Source organism: Rhizobium sp. BK060, from assembly GCF_014193145.1.
Lineage (GTDB): Bacteria > Pseudomonadota > Alphaproteobacteria > Rhizobiales > Rhizobiaceae > Rhizobium.
In genome coordinates, this window is the sequence record NZ_JACHYW010000004.1 from 287,579 (window position 1) to 301,528 (window position 13,950).

At 58.5% G+C, this 13,950-nt stretch carries 15 protein-coding genes and 4 pseudogenes; 10 read left to right on the top strand and 9 right to left on the bottom strand.

The genetic code is table 11. The features are described from left to right. Both FHT71_RS06865 and FHT71_RS06870 read right to left on the bottom strand, forming a co-directional pair. Nucleotides 1-1,011: a protease modulator HflC gene (locus tag FHT71_RS06865; protein ID WP_132595128.1), complete on the bottom strand. Its 1,011-nt coding sequence runs from the start codon at nt 1,009-1,011 to the stop codon at nt 1-3. After that, entirely contained in the window at nt 1,008-2,717 is a 1,710-nt protein-coding gene (locus FHT71_RS06870) for a protease modulator HflK (protein WP_245505600.1), read from the bottom strand. Before FHT71_RS06870 ends, FHT71_RS06865 begins: the two co-directional genes overlap by 4 nt. Nucleotides 2,718-2,756: 39 nt before the next feature. Here FHT71_RS06870 and FHT71_RS31420 point away from each other — a divergent pair, with 39 nt between their 5' ends. After that, a complete protein-coding gene (locus FHT71_RS31420) occupies nt 2,757-3,203 on the top strand; it encodes a hypothetical protein (protein WP_245505599.1) in 447 nt (148 codons plus the stop codon). Nucleotides 3,204-3,331: 128 nt separating this feature from the next. Here the strand turns inward: FHT71_RS31420 and FHT71_RS06875 are convergent, their stop codons facing one another. Next, entirely contained in the window at nt 3,332-3,970 is a 639-nt protein-coding gene (locus FHT71_RS06875; protein ID WP_183719324.1) for a hypothetical protein, read from the bottom strand. Between FHT71_RS06875 and FHT71_RS06880 the strand changes: the two genes are divergently transcribed. Continuing rightward, complete coding sequence (locus tag FHT71_RS06880) at nt 3,936-4,277, top strand: DUF2147 domain-containing protein (protein ID WP_007789316.1); 342 nt, start codon at nt 3,936-3,938, stop codon at nt 4,275-4,277. The genes FHT71_RS06875 and FHT71_RS06880 overlap by 35 nt on opposite strands. A 734-nt stretch (nt 4,278-5,011) precedes the next feature. Here the strand turns inward: FHT71_RS06880 and FHT71_RS06885 are convergent. Next, a pseudogene (locus FHT71_RS06885) lies at nt 5,012-5,161 on the bottom strand (Tn3 family transposase); the annotation flags it as partial. A gap of 106 nt (nt 5,162-5,267) precedes the next feature. Between FHT71_RS06885 and FHT71_RS06890 the strand changes: the two are divergent. After that, entirely contained in the window at nt 5,268-5,813 is a 546-nt protein-coding gene (locus tag FHT71_RS06890) for an isoprenylcysteine carboxylmethyltransferase family protein (protein ID WP_183719325.1), read from the top strand. A 214-nt stretch (nt 5,814-6,027) separates the two neighbouring features. Here FHT71_RS06890 and FHT71_RS31425 read toward each other — a convergent pair. Further along, nucleotides 6,028-6,232, bottom strand: a pseudogene (locus tag FHT71_RS31425) (hypothetical protein). Continuing rightward, nucleotides 6,222-6,602, bottom strand: coding sequence for a hypothetical protein (locus FHT71_RS06895; RefSeq protein ID WP_246717966.1), 381 nt, complete (start codon nt 6,600-6,602; stop codon nt 6,222-6,224). The pseudogene FHT71_RS31425 and the gene FHT71_RS06895 overlap by 11 nt, the downstream one beginning before the upstream one ends. A gap of 135 nt (nt 6,603-6,737) precedes the next feature. On the opposite strand from FHT71_RS06895, the gene FHT71_RS31430 reads away from it, so the two are divergent. Both FHT71_RS31430 and FHT71_RS06900 read left to right on the top strand, forming a co-directional pair. Next, nucleotides 6,738-7,064: a c-type cytochrome gene (locus FHT71_RS31430; protein WP_246717967.1), complete on the top strand. Its 327-nt coding sequence runs from the start codon at nt 6,738-6,740 to the stop codon at nt 7,062-7,064. Nucleotides 7,065-7,187: 123 nt separating this feature from the next. Next, nucleotides 7,188-7,478, top strand: coding sequence for a hypothetical protein (locus tag FHT71_RS06900; protein WP_245505597.1), 291 nt, complete (start codon nt 7,188-7,190; stop codon nt 7,476-7,478). 192 nt (nt 7,479-7,670) lie between these two features. On the opposite strand, the pseudogene FHT71_RS06905 reads toward FHT71_RS06900, so the two are convergent. Continuing rightward, nucleotides 7,671-7,885, bottom strand: a pseudogene (locus FHT71_RS06905) (cold-shock protein). A gap of 563 nt (nt 7,886-8,448) precedes the next feature. Here FHT71_RS06905 and FHT71_RS06910 point away from each other — a divergent pair. Beyond that, the gene (locus FHT71_RS06910; protein ID WP_007789327.1) at nt 8,449-8,628 is read left to right on the top strand and encodes a hypothetical protein; all 180 of its coding nucleotides are present in this window, start codon (nt 8,449-8,451) and stop codon (nt 8,626-8,628) included. On the opposite strand, the gene FHT71_RS06915 is transcribed toward FHT71_RS06910, so the two are convergent. After that, on the bottom strand, nt 8,622-8,900 hold the full coding sequence (locus FHT71_RS06915; protein ID WP_132595116.1) for a CrpP-related protein: 279 nt from the start codon (nt 8,898-8,900) through the stop codon (nt 8,622-8,624). The genes FHT71_RS06910 and FHT71_RS06915 overlap by 7 nt on opposite strands. A 324-nt stretch (nt 8,901-9,224) precedes the next feature. Between FHT71_RS06915 and FHT71_RS32285 the strand changes: the two genes are divergently transcribed. From FHT71_RS32285 to FHT71_RS06925, 3 genes are all read left to right on the top strand, one after another. Continuing rightward, the gene (locus FHT71_RS32285) at nt 9,225-9,398 is read left to right on the top strand and encodes a hypothetical protein (protein ID WP_348649295.1); all 174 of its coding nucleotides are present in this window, start codon (nt 9,225-9,227) and stop codon (nt 9,396-9,398) included. Nucleotides 9,399-9,587: 189 nt separating this feature from the next. After that, nucleotides 9,588-11,354, top strand: coding sequence for an adenylate/guanylate cyclase domain-containing protein (locus FHT71_RS06920; RefSeq protein WP_132595114.1), 1,767 nt, complete (start codon nt 9,588-9,590; stop codon nt 11,352-11,354). Between the two features lie 291 nt (nt 11,355-11,645). Beyond that, nucleotides 11,646-12,197 (top strand): transposase, encoded by a 552-nt coding sequence (locus FHT71_RS06925; RefSeq protein WP_348649296.1) that lies wholly within the window; start codon nt 11,646-11,648, stop codon nt 12,195-12,197. Nucleotides 12,198-12,529: 332 nt separating this feature from the next. On the opposite strand, the gene FHT71_RS06930 is transcribed toward FHT71_RS06925, so the two are convergent. Beyond that, complete coding sequence (locus FHT71_RS06930; protein ID WP_183719327.1) at nt 12,530-13,465, bottom strand: HEPN domain-containing protein; 936 nt, start codon at nt 13,463-13,465, stop codon at nt 12,530-12,532. 198 nt (nt 13,466-13,663) lie between these two features. On the opposite strand from FHT71_RS06930, the pseudogene FHT71_RS31435 reads away from it, so the two are divergent. Continuing rightward, nucleotides 13,664-13,747: pseudogene (locus FHT71_RS31435) on the top strand (LysR family transcriptional regulator); the annotation flags it as partial. Between the last annotated feature and the right edge of the window lie 203 nt (nt 13,748-13,950).

Genomic DNA, 13,950 nt, shown 5'->3' on the forward strand with positions numbered 1-13,950 from the left:
CTAATGTGCTCCACCAGCCGACGCGGCGCCGGGTGGCCCATCGACCAAGGCCCGGAAAGGTGCGGCGTCGGTTCGTAGGACAAGGCGCGTATTGGAGCTGACGATCGAGCCGAGCGTGTCGAGGGAGCGGAGCAGTTCGTAAAGTTCTGGCGCACTTTTATAAGCCGCTCCATAGATCTGTGCCGCTTCGACCCGTGATTTGGCTTCTATACCGGCGGCTTTCACGGTCGCGTCCGCCTGCAGTACTCTCGCGTCGCGTTCAGCTGCTGAGCGGATTTCCGCGGCCTGCCGCTTGCCGATCGCAGCACGCTCGGTGGCGATGGTCTCACGCTCGGCCCGCATGCGGTCGACGGTGGCGCTCAACGTCACCGAAGGTAGGGTCAGGCGCTCGATACCGACATCGACAACCTGCAAGCCGTAGGTATCCAACAATTGCTGTGCGATCTGGGCTTTGAGCTGCGTCTCCAGGGCATCGATCCGGAGCTTGTCCGGATCGGGGTTGATCAGTGACGACAGTTCGAAATTGCTGGCCGTGGTCTCCAGCGACGATCCGAGGAACGTGCGGATTTGTGCCGCTGCCTGGTCCGGCTGGTTCTGAACCGACCGGACGAAGCGCTTGATGGCATCCGGATCGGGCGGGACCTGCCAGATGGCATAGGCCTGCGCGATGATCCGCAGCCCATCCTTAGTTCCGACATCCTGCAGGCCGCTGGACGTCGATTTGGCGCGAAGATCGACGTCGATGGTCTTCTCCAGGGGAATGGGAAGCCGCAAGGCGAGGCCTGGATCGATCAGAACGCGAGCCGGATTGCCAAATCTGGTGATGATGGTTGCGGCTCCCGATCGCACCTGCACGAGGCAGGCGGCGATCAGAATGATGGCCACGACGATTATCGCGACGATCAGGCGGGACGACCGAAATGGCATCGTCTCGTTGTGACCATCGCCGTGAGAATGATGATGGTCGTGAACATGATGGTCTAAGTTCGGATGGGCGTGCGTATCAGTCATGGGCCGGTTTCTTCACTTTGGTATGGAGTGTTAGGCTCAGGCGTCGGCACGGGATCGACCGGCACCGTCATGCTCCGGAGATCGAGGGTCGGAGCGATATTTCCGCCGATACGGTGATCGAGGACGAGAGCCTTCGAGTGGGATAGTCCCATCGTCAGTTGATTGAAGTACTCCTCTGTCAAAAACGCCTGCCCCGCCTCGTGGAAAGCCGATTGCTCAGCCTGGAAGCGCAGTTTTGCGACCTCTGAAGCCGCTATGCCTTCCGTTGCCGCCGCCGTCGCATTGTCCTGCTGGAGGTTGGCATTCAATTGCGCCTCATTCGTCTGTTCGGCCGCCGTTCCCCGCTCGCGCGCAACCAGCGCCTCCGCGCTGATCTGCGCTGCTTGGACCCCGTGAAAGGCGTTGGCCGCGCCGGCGGGTGGGTGGATGGCCTCGACGACGACCGCCAGGATTTCGATGCCGCTGTTCAGCTCATCCATGTTCTTCTGGACTGCTAAGGCGATATCGTTTGCCAGCGACAACCGGCCTTCGCTGAGGACATCGTTGAGCGTTCTTCTGGCAAAGTCATGGACCAGTACACGGTTTGCGGTACTTTCGATCAAGGCCGGTAGATCGGCGACCCGATAGGCCGCTTTCATCGCCGCCTCATCCGAAAGACCGATGCGGTAGACGAAGCGCACGTCCATGTTGACGATCTGAAAACCTTGTCCGCCGCTGGTGCCGCTCGCGATCACCTGCGATTTCTCGCTGATATGCGAGGCATCCCACAGCCGGTTCGCACTTTCCGGCGCTGGCCCTTCGGCATCGGCCAGCGGTTCGCTGTTGCCGTTCGTGCTAACGGAAGTTGCCAGCTCGTGCACGGTGCCGTTCTCGATGGGAATGATACGACCAAACGGCCATGGAAGGCCAATGTGCAGGCCGGAGTGCCGGATGCCCTCGGCCTTGCCGAACCGCTCGTACACGCCCCGGCCGGTCATCGGAATTTCGCGTATGCCGCTCAACAGCCAGCCTAGAAGGAGCGTTCCGAGCATGATGGTCGGAGCCGTCTTTCGAATGAACGAAAAGGCCCAGATCTGCCGAAGGTCGATGCCCTGCTTCGTCCGCAATTCAGATTGGATGCCGATCAAAGGCTGAGGCGGCCACTGAAGAGTGCCTGCGACAAGGCTGGTGGCGATCAATGGTGGCTCGCGGCTGTCGTCTTGCGGGCGGAACATGGCGGCGACCGCACGCAGCAGAAACTCAAGCCCGACAAGGGCAACAAAGCCACCCAATGCCGCCAGGAGTTTGATGGAGAGCCCGGATCCGCGCGCGCTCAGGAACAGGCCGAAGGAAGACAGGACGAGTACGAAAATAGGTAAGCGCGCCAATTGCGAAATCGCGTTCGCCTCGGGCCATTCCTCCGCATCGATCGCGGCAAGCCGCCTCTCCGTCACCAACAGCAGAAAGGCGAAAGCCATACAGACCGCAATGATGAGGAATGTCATCGTTCCGATCGTTATGTTGTCCGCCTTCAGGCTCCAACCGGCATAGACGATCAAACATGCGAAAAGGGAAAGGCTCAAGACTGAGAGCGGGCGGGTGCCGATGCGCGACACGAGCGACTTTCCTGCAACAAAGACACTTTCGCTCAAACGGTCGATGTGGTCCGGCTCTTCGATTTCCTGCAGGGACCACAACGAGGTTAGAAAAGCAACGAGCCATCGCATCGGCCTTCCATGCGGGATGCTGGGGAGACCGGCTTTTTCTTGACGCCATCTGACGACGTCGTAGGCCGATCGCAGCCCAGCACCGAACAGGATAAGTGCAGCCGCGTTACTGCAGAAGAAGGCGACCCAGATTGCGTTCAGGCTGAAGGTATTCGCAATCAGAGCGCAGAGCAAAAACAGGGCCACGAAAATCGAGATGCCGAGGCCGTGACTCGCAAGGTCATGCGCTTGAGCCGCCGCAAGTTGGAATTCTGCTCGGTCTTTGATCTCAGGAAGCTGCTGGATATTGTTGGAATTCGTTTTCGGTATTGCCATACTGTATGCGCTCTTCCGTGGAGCTTTGAAGAAAGGTTTCGTATCTGTCTCGCCAGCATCACAGCCATTTTTGGTGTGGGGATACGTTATTACGTATCATCCTTCTATCTGCAAGACTTTGCCGTGATAAAGGTATTGACGCCGATCTTTGGTTTGCCTGCCTGCGATTGAACATCCCGGTGATGCCCGCGCCTCGCGTCCTGCCCCGGCTTTGAGGTCCTGCCGGGCCCACGTTGCCCCGCAACAGCGTTGCCGTCCTCCACTGTCGTTGCGGCCCTATCGGGTGCGGGCCAGCGCTTTCAGCCCGGCTTGCGGACCGCCGTAGCAGGCACCACGCCAGGCTGATCGGCGTCGACGTCAGCACGAAAGAAGCACTGAAGGGGGAGAGCCGCGATCTCGCGCTCGCGATTGAAGACGAATTCAAGGCCGCGGCTCAGAAGGCTGGCCTCGACTACCAATATCACGCGGCACGACCGGAGGCTCATAGCGCAGAGCAGTTTTTTTCCCATTGCGCGGACCTTCTGGTAACGACACAGCATGGAGTTGGGGTGGCCCTGGAAGGATGGCGGAACACGGGGGACAACGATTTCACCAGCGCGTTGTTTGCCGGCCTCGACCGTGAGAGCGCAGATCTTATCGTCTGCGGCGCCTATGGCCACTCGCCGCTTTTCGAAGATATGTTCGGCGGTGCGACCCGCGATCTGCTGAAAAACGTTTCGATGCCGGTCCTGATGTCGCACTAAATCGCAGCCTTGCGTGTGGGATGGTTGGTCGGCAGCGTGGCAACGGGATTGCTCTATGAACAATCCCGTGTCGCCCTCGTTGTATTTGCCGTAGTTGTGCAGCTCGCGTCCCTGCCGTCTTCGTAATGGCGCAACGACGGGGCCGTAGTGGAGTTTCCACATGACGATCAGGTCTGTTTTTGCAACAGTTTTCATATCAATTGCCAGCGCCGCGAGTGGTGCCGATACAGTGGTGGGAACCTGGAAAACAGAAAACGGCGAGACGTCGGCGATCCACCACTGCGGATCGAATTATTGCATTGTGGCAAAGAGCGGGCGATATGCGGGACAGCAAATCGGTTTCTTCTCAGGTGCGGGCGATACATATACCGGCAGACTCACAGATCCGAGGACAAAAACAACCTATAGCGGCAGGCTCATCGTGTCGGGAAACAGCCTCAAACTTCGGGGCTGTGCAACGAAAGTATTGTGCAAGACACAGACTTGGACCCGCCTGAACTGAGATGGCCAAGCGCGGCGGCCGCGCTCGTGACGCGCGCGCGATCCCGATATTGAGACTGCTAGGGAGCACTTGGCCGATCTTTCAGATTCTAGCGACGATACCGATCGGGAGCGTGCGTTCGAACTCTGGTCAGAAAAGAACAGTCCAGATCACATGTCGGATGACGATCTACGGGAGCTCTTCAACTCTTTGCTCGAATGAGGGAAGTCGCCCAGAGCTAAGTCATTGTTATAGCGCTGAGGTTAGCAATTGGATTGTTGGCGGTTCATATCCGTTCAAGGCGACCTATCTATCTGTTCCGTCGCGGTCGCCGCTAAGACCCGACCGCCTCGCGCGATGACATCGTCGATATCGCTCGGTCGTTGGCACGGCCGGGAAGGTAAGGGCGGCCGTGTTCGGATAACCCTCACTGTTCCGCCGCCCGTCTGCCGATCTTTGGTTTGCCTGCCTGCCGTTGAACATCCCGGTGATGCCCGCGCCTCGCGTCCTGCCCCGGCTCGAGGTTCTGCCGGGCCCACTGCCCCGCAACGGCTTTGCCGTCCTCCACTGCCGTTGCGGCTCTATCGGGTGCAGGCCAGCGCTTGCAGCCCGGCTTTAGGACCGCCGTAGCAGGTCGCGATGGTCGCGACCTTAAACGGAGGTTCGAAGATGAGCAGCAAGCCAACCCAGCAACGATCCGATCTTTACAGCCGCACCAGCGACGCAATCAAGTTTCGGCCGGCGTGGTTGTCGCTCTCGATGCGGCCGACCTCTCTTAAGGCCGTAGCGAGTTCGTTCTGCCTCGGATAGGAGGCGAGCTTGCGCAATATCTGGCTGGGTGCGACGCTGCCGGCCGCAATGGTGGCGGCGATCCGAAGAATGTCGGGCCAATTGCGTTCGATCAGAGCAACTAAGGCGTGCCCGCGGTGAAAGATAACAATGGCGACGGTTCAAAAGCCATTCCAGCAGAAAAATAGAATAACGTTTCTGTGGCTGCTTGCGGCGTCGGTGATGATCGTGATGATCCTGTGCCGCCCGGCTATCAGCGAGAGGTCCCCCGCCCATGATCTCTTTGAAGTATCCGGATTGCTGCTTGTACTGACCGGGGTGTTCGGCCGTCTTTGGTCGATCCTGTACATCGGCAACAAGAAAAACGTCTCGTTGGTGACGACGGGACCGTATTCCGTGACACGAAACCCGCTGTATTTTTTCTCCACGATCGCCGTCACCGGCGCTGGTCTCTTCTATGGGTCGATCGCTCTCGCCGTCGCTCTGTGCGCTGGCTCCTGCATCGTGTCCTACTACACAGCAAAAAGGGAAGAAAACGATCTGCGAAGCTTGTTTGGGGCGCGATACGGGCTATATGTCGAAACCGTGCCGTTCTTCTGGCCGGACTTCAGGCTGTTCAAATCCGAAAAGGAAGTGACATTCTCGACACGCCCCCTGGCGAGGACCTTTCGAGACGCAATTTTCTTCGTGATGCTCTATCCTGCGCTGGAACTGCTCGAATATTTGCACGTCAATGAACTGACGGTCACCCTGTTTCACCTTCCATAGTCACGTTCTGGTGAGCGGATGCCTCTTGCTCCACGATACCACACTGCTCTGCAGGACCCGCGCTTGCTCTGCGACCGGATGCGTATCCGGCTCGGAAAATCGTCTTGGCGGCGCTTACATCGACCCGGCTTCCAAAGTTCGGTCCTTGGGCGATCCACCATTTCCTGAAGGTCGTCTCGAAACTCGGCTTGGCCTGCTAGCTCGGTCCAGCACATCAAAGCTCCCGTTCGAATTTGGGTATCCATCCACGGGTCATGCCGCGGCTCATCGCGGCTTCGGCCAATGCCAGCTGCATACGAAGATGTTTGATATCTCCAAGAAGAGTGGCGATGGTTGCCTTGGCATCCTTGTCATGGAAGGCGAGGGCGGCTTCGACCTCGAAATCTGGGGTCCAATTGTTTCGTGGGCTTAGTCGACATGACCTGCTTCTCTAACGAGTGCATGGAAGGCCCGCATAACGTCGTCGACGTCTCCGGCGCATTCGAACCAGATCGGGGAGCGCATTACGACTTGAGACCCGATCGCGCCGTAGTAGCCACAGGCCCTGCGGGTGGGCGGATCAAACGCGATATCGAAATAGCCGAGAGGGCCTCCGGAGTTCATCTCGTAGACGTCAGCCGAGTGGAGGCACCAAGACCTATGGTTTGGCATCATGATTATGACCGCTATCAGCAAGGGATGGATTTCAGCCATCGTTGCTTTCGTCGGCGTCGTCCAATAAACGCCAGAGTATTCCTCCGGGCACACCCAGCGATCGGCATATTCTTCATAGCCGTCTTTCCTCTTCAAATAATGGATGTTCCCATTATGTTCCCTTTTGTCGCAGAGTCAACATTCGGGTAGAAGGGCGCAGCGGAAACTCATCTCAGGTCTCACCAAATGGAGAATTTCGTTTCCTGGCTCCGCCGGTCGGCAATCCGATGGATGATTGTGACAGCGTGTTTAGCCGCCGCCGCAGATCACGCGTGTGGCGCGAATTTGGAGCGGGGAGCGAGGCTTTTCAAAGCCTGCGTAAGCTGCCACGTCGTCGATAACGAGCGCAGCACTTTCGGTCCGTCACTCAAGGGCGTCGTCGGAAGGAAAGCCGGCAGTCTCCAAGGTTACAACTATTCTCCGGCGATGCGAAAGGCCGGAGAGGAAGGCTTGGTCTGGATAGCCAAGGACCTGTCCGAATTCCTTTCAAAGCCAAGCAGGAAGCTACCTGGAACGACGATGCGGTTTTCGGGCTTGTGGGGCATCGAAAATCGATGACTTGGTCAGCTATCTCGAGGCAAATCCATAGAGCGGGGGAGTGATTGGACGCACCCGGTGAATCAGCTTCGGATTCCACCGACTAGTGAAGGCGATTGCTTTCGAAAGACGCGCGAGGTGAGAATGTTCGGCTTTTTTAAGCGAAAGAAACACGCGCCGTTTTCACCAGAAGTCCAGTTGCTTTGGGCCGAAGTAGAGAAATTCCGCATCCGTTATCGAGGGAACGGGGCCTCTGATGAAAAGGCCTTCGATACCATTGAGCACGAGATTTTTAGACGACTAACTACTCAGGGTACTTTCGCAACAGACCTGATATTGAAGAGCGGTTGGTCTGCGGCCGATGCGACAAGCATGATGATCGCCGAATATGTTCCTGTCCGGGCAGATGCACAGCGCCCACGGCATCCTCAATGACATGGGCAAGGCCTACCTCAAGCTGTTCAAAGTGTGCACCGAGAGGATGATAAGTTCGGGCGTAAGCCCGCGGGAGAAGGCCATGACGGGATTCGAGCGTTCGAAGAAGAGATAGCTGCTATTGGATAGCGAGCCACCGAGCTTGGGATTCATCGCGCGCCGGCCCTGGAACCGGCGCGCGGGCGATCCTTGTCAGGCTGACTCGAGATTGATGTTGATTGCTTTCGGCCCTTTTCCCCTTCGGTCTGGTTCGGTATCGAACGAGACTTTCTGACCCTCCCGCAGGTCGGTGACGCCGGAACCTGCAGCGCTGTTATATGGACGAGGATGTCACTTCCACCGCCGTTCGGCGTGATGAAACCGAAACCTTTTTCGGCATTGAAGAACTTTACCGTACCCGAAGCCATTTCACTCTCGCGTGGGCTAATGCTCGTCTCGACGCGGCAGCGCGAGCCAAATATGACATTGGTCCGCTCTGATCCGGAACTCCGCAGAACCTACAGCGTGGGCCGATAAAATTCGACCGAGTGTCCGGTTGAAGGAATCACCGGGCTCTGCCACGATCCCTACGTTCCGTTGAGTTCGGATCGAGTCGTCAACGTTGTGCGCGGAGCGCGACGACTGCGAATGATCCTGTCTAAGCCAAACCGAAGAGGGAAAAGCGATGACAGCTGCCGAGAGAAGACCAGACCCCCAGTATGACGCCGTGGAACAAGCGATTGCATGGCATTCGGGTGATTTGAGAGCTACGATTTCCACGTTGATCGAAGACTGCAGGCACCTAAGAGATCAACTCGATACCGCTCAGAAATGCATGAGCAGAGGCCTGACGCGAGGTTGGTTTCCCAGTCCGGAGTGCTAAGGCAAATGCGGCGGGTATTCGCAGGTCGCAGGGCAGGTGCTCCATTCCCGCTGTTCTTTAGCTGGCGCTAATCGTCTATATCACCGCGGCCAGAATCGAAGGAACACGATGACAAAGAAGCTGAACTCGTTGGAAGCGACAAGAGATTGCGTTTCGACTGCTCGTCCGTTCAAGGGAGCTTTTATGTACGTTGCTGTTGCCGCCGTTGCGGTGATGGCATGGGCGGTGACGGAAACGCACAAAGCGCCGGCAAGAACGGGCGAGCACGTAGCAACAGTTATTCACTGAGGAGTATCAAAAGACGGGATTTCGGCCCGGAGCGATCTGCTCGGGGAGCGAAGAAGATCGCGGAAAAACTTCGCGATCCTGCCTTCGCGGCTGGCATCTTCGGCTTCCCAGCCGAACTTCCAAGCGTCGTGACGCGCCATCCAATCACCAAGCGCAATTGCGTCACTCGGCAGACGTTCCGGTTTTAGGTATGGGTTTTGGTGTGCCTTGAGACCTAGAATGCGGGCCCTGGAGCCGATCTCCTGCAGGTCCATCAACTCTTCTATTGTCATCCAATACTCCCTACGCCCCGCAAGTACGCTACTTGCTGGATCAATGGTTTGCTAAAGTAGAAATCGTCGCTATGGGCGTTCGGCGGCGGCGACACTTCCCGGAAGTTTCCTAAACTAGACCGCTTTCGCAAGTCGTTTCCTTGCTGGTCTTTGCTGGTCGACGTCCGGAAAGGAGCTAGTGGGTCTCAGTGCGATCCATCCAATGCGCTCTCGCCATCGAGCCTCATCCCGAAAAGACCTCACACCCATGCCAGTTCCCGGAGGAACTCGTCGATAGATTGGTAAAGGCTTACACGGCACCCGGCCATAACGGTCCTCGACCCTATTTCGGGGTCGGGCACCGTCGGCGCGTCCTGTAATAGGCTTGGATGGAATTCAATCCTGATTGAGCAACAGCTTAACTACGTCGAGATCGCGCGCGCAAGGCTGCTGCCGCTAGGACTACGTGTCGCGAGCCGGATGTCACTGCGTAAAACACGGCAGAACGTCTTTGTTTAATGCTCGTCAGGTGTCTCTACTCGGAGACATGGTCGGTATGTGGCAGTCCTAATTTCCGGGGAGACCGGTTGCGGTGGCCTTGATGGATTGTAGTTGAGGCGAGGCAGATCGGGGGCGCTTCTATTGAATTCAGCGAAAATGTGAGAATATTTGCTCTGGCAATTTTGTACCGCAGGAGCGAGCACTTCAGTGGATCGAAAGCTTGCAGCCATCCTCTCCACAGACGTTGCCGGCTTCAGCCGCCTTGCGGCGCTGGATGAGGAGGGCACGGTTCGCGCGCTCGGCTTGTGCCACGATCGGATTGCTGCGTTGGTTCGCGAGCACGGCGGTCGTATATTTGGCAGCGCGGGTGACGGACTTGTTGCGGAATTCCCGAGTGCTGTTCAGGCCGTCCGTTGCGCGGTTGAGATCCAACGTCAACTTCCCGGCCTTTTGGAAGACCTCCCACGAGAACGTCGCCTGGAGTTCCGGATCGGCGTGAATCTAGGCGATGTCGTGGTGTCAGGCGACGATCTTTTGGGAGATGGCGTCAATATAGCGGCTCGCTTGCAGGAAATGGCCGCCCCCACAGGCATTTGCATATCCGGATCAGTGCGCGAGCATCTGGATGGAAAGGTCCCGTTCACGCTGACCAGCCTTGGCGAACGGGCTTTGAAGAACATCCCGCGGCCAATCTGGGTCTTTCGGGTCGACTGGTCGCGAGATATGCCTGATCAGGGCGGTGATGGGCCTGCACCCTTGCTCGCGACGCGGTTCGGGAAAGATCAGCCGTCGATCGTGGTTATGCCCTTCGACAACCTGAGTGGTCCCAGCGATGAGTATTTCGTTGACGGAATGGTGGAGGAGATCACCGCGGCCTTGTCCCGCGTTCGAGACTTTTTCGTGATCGCGCGTCAGTCCGCGTTCACGTACAAGGGGCGTTTCGTCGACGTGCGTGACGTTGCCAGGGAACTCGGCGTCACTTACGTGGTCGAGGGGACTGTCCGCCGGGGAGGGGATCGGCTTCGCATTTCCGTCCAATTGGTCGACGCCGAGCGGCGGACTCAGCTTTGGTCGGAGCGTTATGAGGGCGCGACCAAGGACCTCTTCGAGTTCCAGGACAGGATCGCGGCGCAGGTCGCGGGCGCAATACATCCGGCGATCCGCAGCGCAGAAATCGAGCTGTCGAAGCGCAAGCCGCCAAGCAGTCTCCGGGCATACGACTTTGTCATGCGCGCCTACCCATACCTCTGGGGCCACAATAAGGACGCCATCAAACTGGCAATTCCATTGCTGCAAAGTGCCATTGCCATTGACCCGGCTTACGGCCGAGCCCACGCATTCCTGGCGTGGTGCCACGCCCAGAACGTCGGATATATTTGGACCGAGGAGCCGGAACGGGAACTGGAACTCGCAATGAGCGCCGTCGACGCTGCAACGCCGTCGATTGACGACGATCCGACTGCTTTGACTGCGGTCGGGGGCGCATTAAGCCACTGCGGCGATCAGGAGCGAGCGGCGGCCTTCCTGCAAAGAGCGCTGGCACTCGATCCAAACAGCTCATGGGCGTGGGCCAGATTTGGCTGGGTTGCAAGCTACAAAGGCGAGCCCGATCGCTCCAGGGAGCGGTTCGAGCGAGCGATGACGCTTAGTCCAGCGGACCCGCTAGCCTTCAACATGAGAATGGGGTTCGCTCTCTCGTTGGCCTTGGCAGGCTCCCTTTCCGAGGCAGTGTCCATTGCCCGTGAGGTGGTCAACAGACGTCCAGAGGTGACCTGGCCCTACCGGATGATGACAGCCTGGTCGGCCATGGCTGGCGACCATGAAACGGCCCGATGGGCCGCAAAGAGGCTGTTGGCAGCTGAGCCGGACTTTACGATCGAGCGTTACATGACCCGTCCTGTGTTTCGGGACGTACCGGGATGGGCAGATGAGATGACTAACGGCTTGCGGCAAGCAGGATTGCCGGAGCGCTGACGCCAGTCTAGAGTGACTTGCCTTCGAAAGCATTGTTACCACAGCCCGTTCAGTTGGCCGTTACGCCATGGAAATGTTAGACCGTGCCTGCAAAACTGGCAGGTCCGGAATGAACATCATACTCCTCCCTGGTTTCATGACAGATGCATCCCTTGGGATGACCTCCTCCCGACATTGCAGGCCATCGCGCGCGTGAAAGCGATCGATCTCAGCGGCACGACTACCATGGCTGAAATGGCAGACCTAGTCCTTGCCGAGGGGTCGGACACATTCGTCCTGATCGGCTTCTCAATGGGCGGTTATGTTGCGCGCGAAGTGGTGCACAAGTCGCCGGAACGGGTCACGGCTCTGATATTGATAGCAACATCTGCCAGAGGTGACACGGACGAGCAGGCGAAAAGCAAGAAGCTCTCGGTCAAATTGGTCGATCCTGAGCGCTTCCGGCGGCTCATGACGACACCCGGCGTTGGCGTCCTGGTGGCGTTGACATTTGTGTCGGCCGTTGACGCTCCGGAGCGTTTTCGATCATCCCGAGCGGTGGGGCCGCATTTCGGATTGACGCCGAAGAAGTACCAATCGGGCGAGACCGATTACACTGGTCGCATTTCGAAGATCGGTGATGTGGGCGTGCGAACTGCGCTCTACGAGGCGGCCAACGTCATCCTGACGCGCCCCGTGAAGGGTTCGGATCTGAAGAGCTGGGCGCTGGCGGTCGCCAGACGGGCGGGTCCCAGAAAGGCGCGCGTTGCGCTGGCCCGCAAGCTGGCGGTGGTGTTGCACCACATGCTCAGGGACGGAACCAACTTCATTCCTCGCAAGGCAGCGCCAGCCATGGCCGGCTGAGGAGGAAGGATGTAACAAGACAGGCTTTCGGGCCGGCCATACCATTAGCCCCCCGGAGCAAGGTCCCTTCGCCGGGACGATGGATGGGTTAGGCCGCAGCAGCGGGAGCAGCACTAGTGGACTGCGCGTTCCTAGATTGGCCAACCGCTCCTCAGCAGACCCCATACAGCAGCGACCCCGCGTCGACTGCGGACGCAAGCACTCGGCGAGGGATTGAGCTTATAAGGGATTGACTCGGGAAAGCCCGTTACAGAAGCGACCTCACTCTGCCACGGTGCAGGCCCCGCTACTCACCCCTGATGGGATCTCAAGGCGCCCATCCGTGGCAGCGACTACACTGCAAGGCGCTCTGTGCAAACTGCCTTTACGAGCTCCTGCAGTACCTTCACCCGCTCGACCAGCCAAGCGAGCTCCTCGCTGGTGATTGTGTATTTCGACGAGTATCGCGCTTCCACATAGGCCCGCGACAGCAACTCGAAGCAGCGTCGTGAAAACCGGCTGTCGCGCGGCCATGCTTCAACCAGCCGGATATCGAGCCCTTCGGCTTGAGAACGAAGAACCTTCAGGCGATGTGATTTTGGACTGTAAAGGGTTAGCGTGAGGAGGGCACAATGGTAGAGCCGTTCTGTTGCTTGATGCAAATTGAAGACGGCCTCTTTGATGCTGCCCCGCTCGAATAGGAACATGGCTGACGCATTGAAGGCATCCGCACTTGCGAACCACTCCTCGAAGTATCTGGCAGCTTCGGCTTGCTTCTCCTCCGCCGTCAGTGGCTTCGGTTGCGCCAGCGGATGACCGGGCTCCTCGTAGAGGGGAATGCCGTCCCTGGCGATATCGACGAAGAAGGGGCGGCCGCGGGACAGCTGGTCGTTGACATCGGCCAGCGTGTGGATGATCGGCACGACCGGCGTTTCGATGCGGTGCGCGATCTGCTCCGTTAACAGCCGCTCCTCGATACCGTCCCAGAGCTCCTGCTCCTCGGCAAATGACTTGCTGTTGACGACGATCAAGAGATCGTAGTCGGAGCGATAGCCGCTCAAGTGATCCTCGATCCAGTCGCCGCGGCCATAGGATCCATAGAGCAGGACCATCAGGATCTTTCCGGCATTGCGCTTGGCCGACAGTTTGCCGGCCTGGAAGCGTTCGACCTCGGCAAACAGGATCTCGAGGATGCGCGCCAGTTCGCGCCGCTTCCGGTCCGGCAGGTGCTCGATATGGTCGGTCAGGGTCAAAGCCGCGTCAAAGCCTTCGGTCAGAATCGCATCCATCGTAGCGGTTCCATCATGATTGCACACCAAATCCTTTTACGGGATTTCCTCCATGTGAACAATCCAGGGATGTAATGTCGCCGTGATACATTTGCGCCGAAACGGAACGCAGCGAGCGGTGGCAGCCGGTCCCCGCACTCGGTTCCCGACCGCTATGCTAGTGCTTCCGTGGCTGCCCTGTTGAGGATCAGGCCGAGGATTGCCTGGAGCGACGAAGATCCAACCATGTCACGCGACGATATCGTTGACATCGCTCGGTCGTTGGCACGGCCGGGAAGGTAAGGGCGGCGGTGTTCGGATAACCCTCACTGTTCCGCCGCCCGTCCGCCGATCTTTGGTTTGCCAGCCTGCGGTTGAACATCCCGCTGATGCCCGCAGCCTCGCGTCCTACCCCGGCTTTGAGGTCCTGCCGGCCCAGCGTTGCCCCGCAACGGCTTTGCCGTCCTCCACTGCCGTTGCGGCCCTATCGGGTGCAGGCCAGCGCT

Excerpts from the sequence above, each read along its gene's own strand:
- FHT71_RS06865 (WP_132595128.1), bottom strand. The coding sequence starts at position 1,011 with ATGACTGATACGCACGCCCATCCGAACTTAGACCATCATGTTCACGAC.
- FHT71_RS06870 (WP_245505600.1), bottom strand. The coding sequence starts at position 2,717 with ATGCGATGGCTCGTTGCTTTTCTAACCTCGTTGTGGTCCCTGCAGGAA.
- FHT71_RS06880 (WP_007789316.1), top strand. The coding sequence starts at position 3,936 with ATGACGATCAGGTCTGTTTTTGCAACAGTTTTCATATCAATTGCCAGC.
- FHT71_RS06875 (WP_183719324.1), bottom strand. The coding sequence starts at position 3,970 with ATGAAAACTGTTGCAAAAACAGACCTGATCGTCATGTGGAAACTCCAC.
- FHT71_RS06890 (WP_183719325.1), top strand. The coding sequence starts at position 5,268 with ATGATCGTGATGATCCTGTGCCGCCCGGCTATCAGCGAGAGGTCCCCC.
- FHT71_RS31430 (WP_246717967.1), top strand. The coding sequence starts at position 6,738 with ATGATTGTGACAGCGTGTTTAGCCGCCGCCGCAGATCACGCGTGTGGC.
- FHT71_RS06900 (WP_245505597.1), top strand. The coding sequence starts at position 7,188 with ATGTTCGGCTTTTTTAAGCGAAAGAAACACGCGCCGTTTTCACCAGAA.
- FHT71_RS06910 (WP_007789327.1), top strand. The coding sequence starts at position 8,449 with ATGACAAAGAAGCTGAACTCGTTGGAAGCGACAAGAGATTGCGTTTCG.
- FHT71_RS06915 (WP_132595116.1), bottom strand. The coding sequence starts at position 8,900 with ATGACAATAGAAGAGTTGATGGACCTGCAGGAGATCGGCTCCAGGGCC.
- FHT71_RS06925 (WP_348649296.1), top strand. The coding sequence starts at position 11,646 with ATGGGCGGTTATGTTGCGCGCGAAGTGGTGCACAAGTCGCCGGAACGG.
- FHT71_RS06930 (WP_183719327.1), bottom strand. The coding sequence starts at position 13,465 with ATGGATGCGATTCTGACCGAAGGCTTTGACGCGGCTTTGACCCTGACC.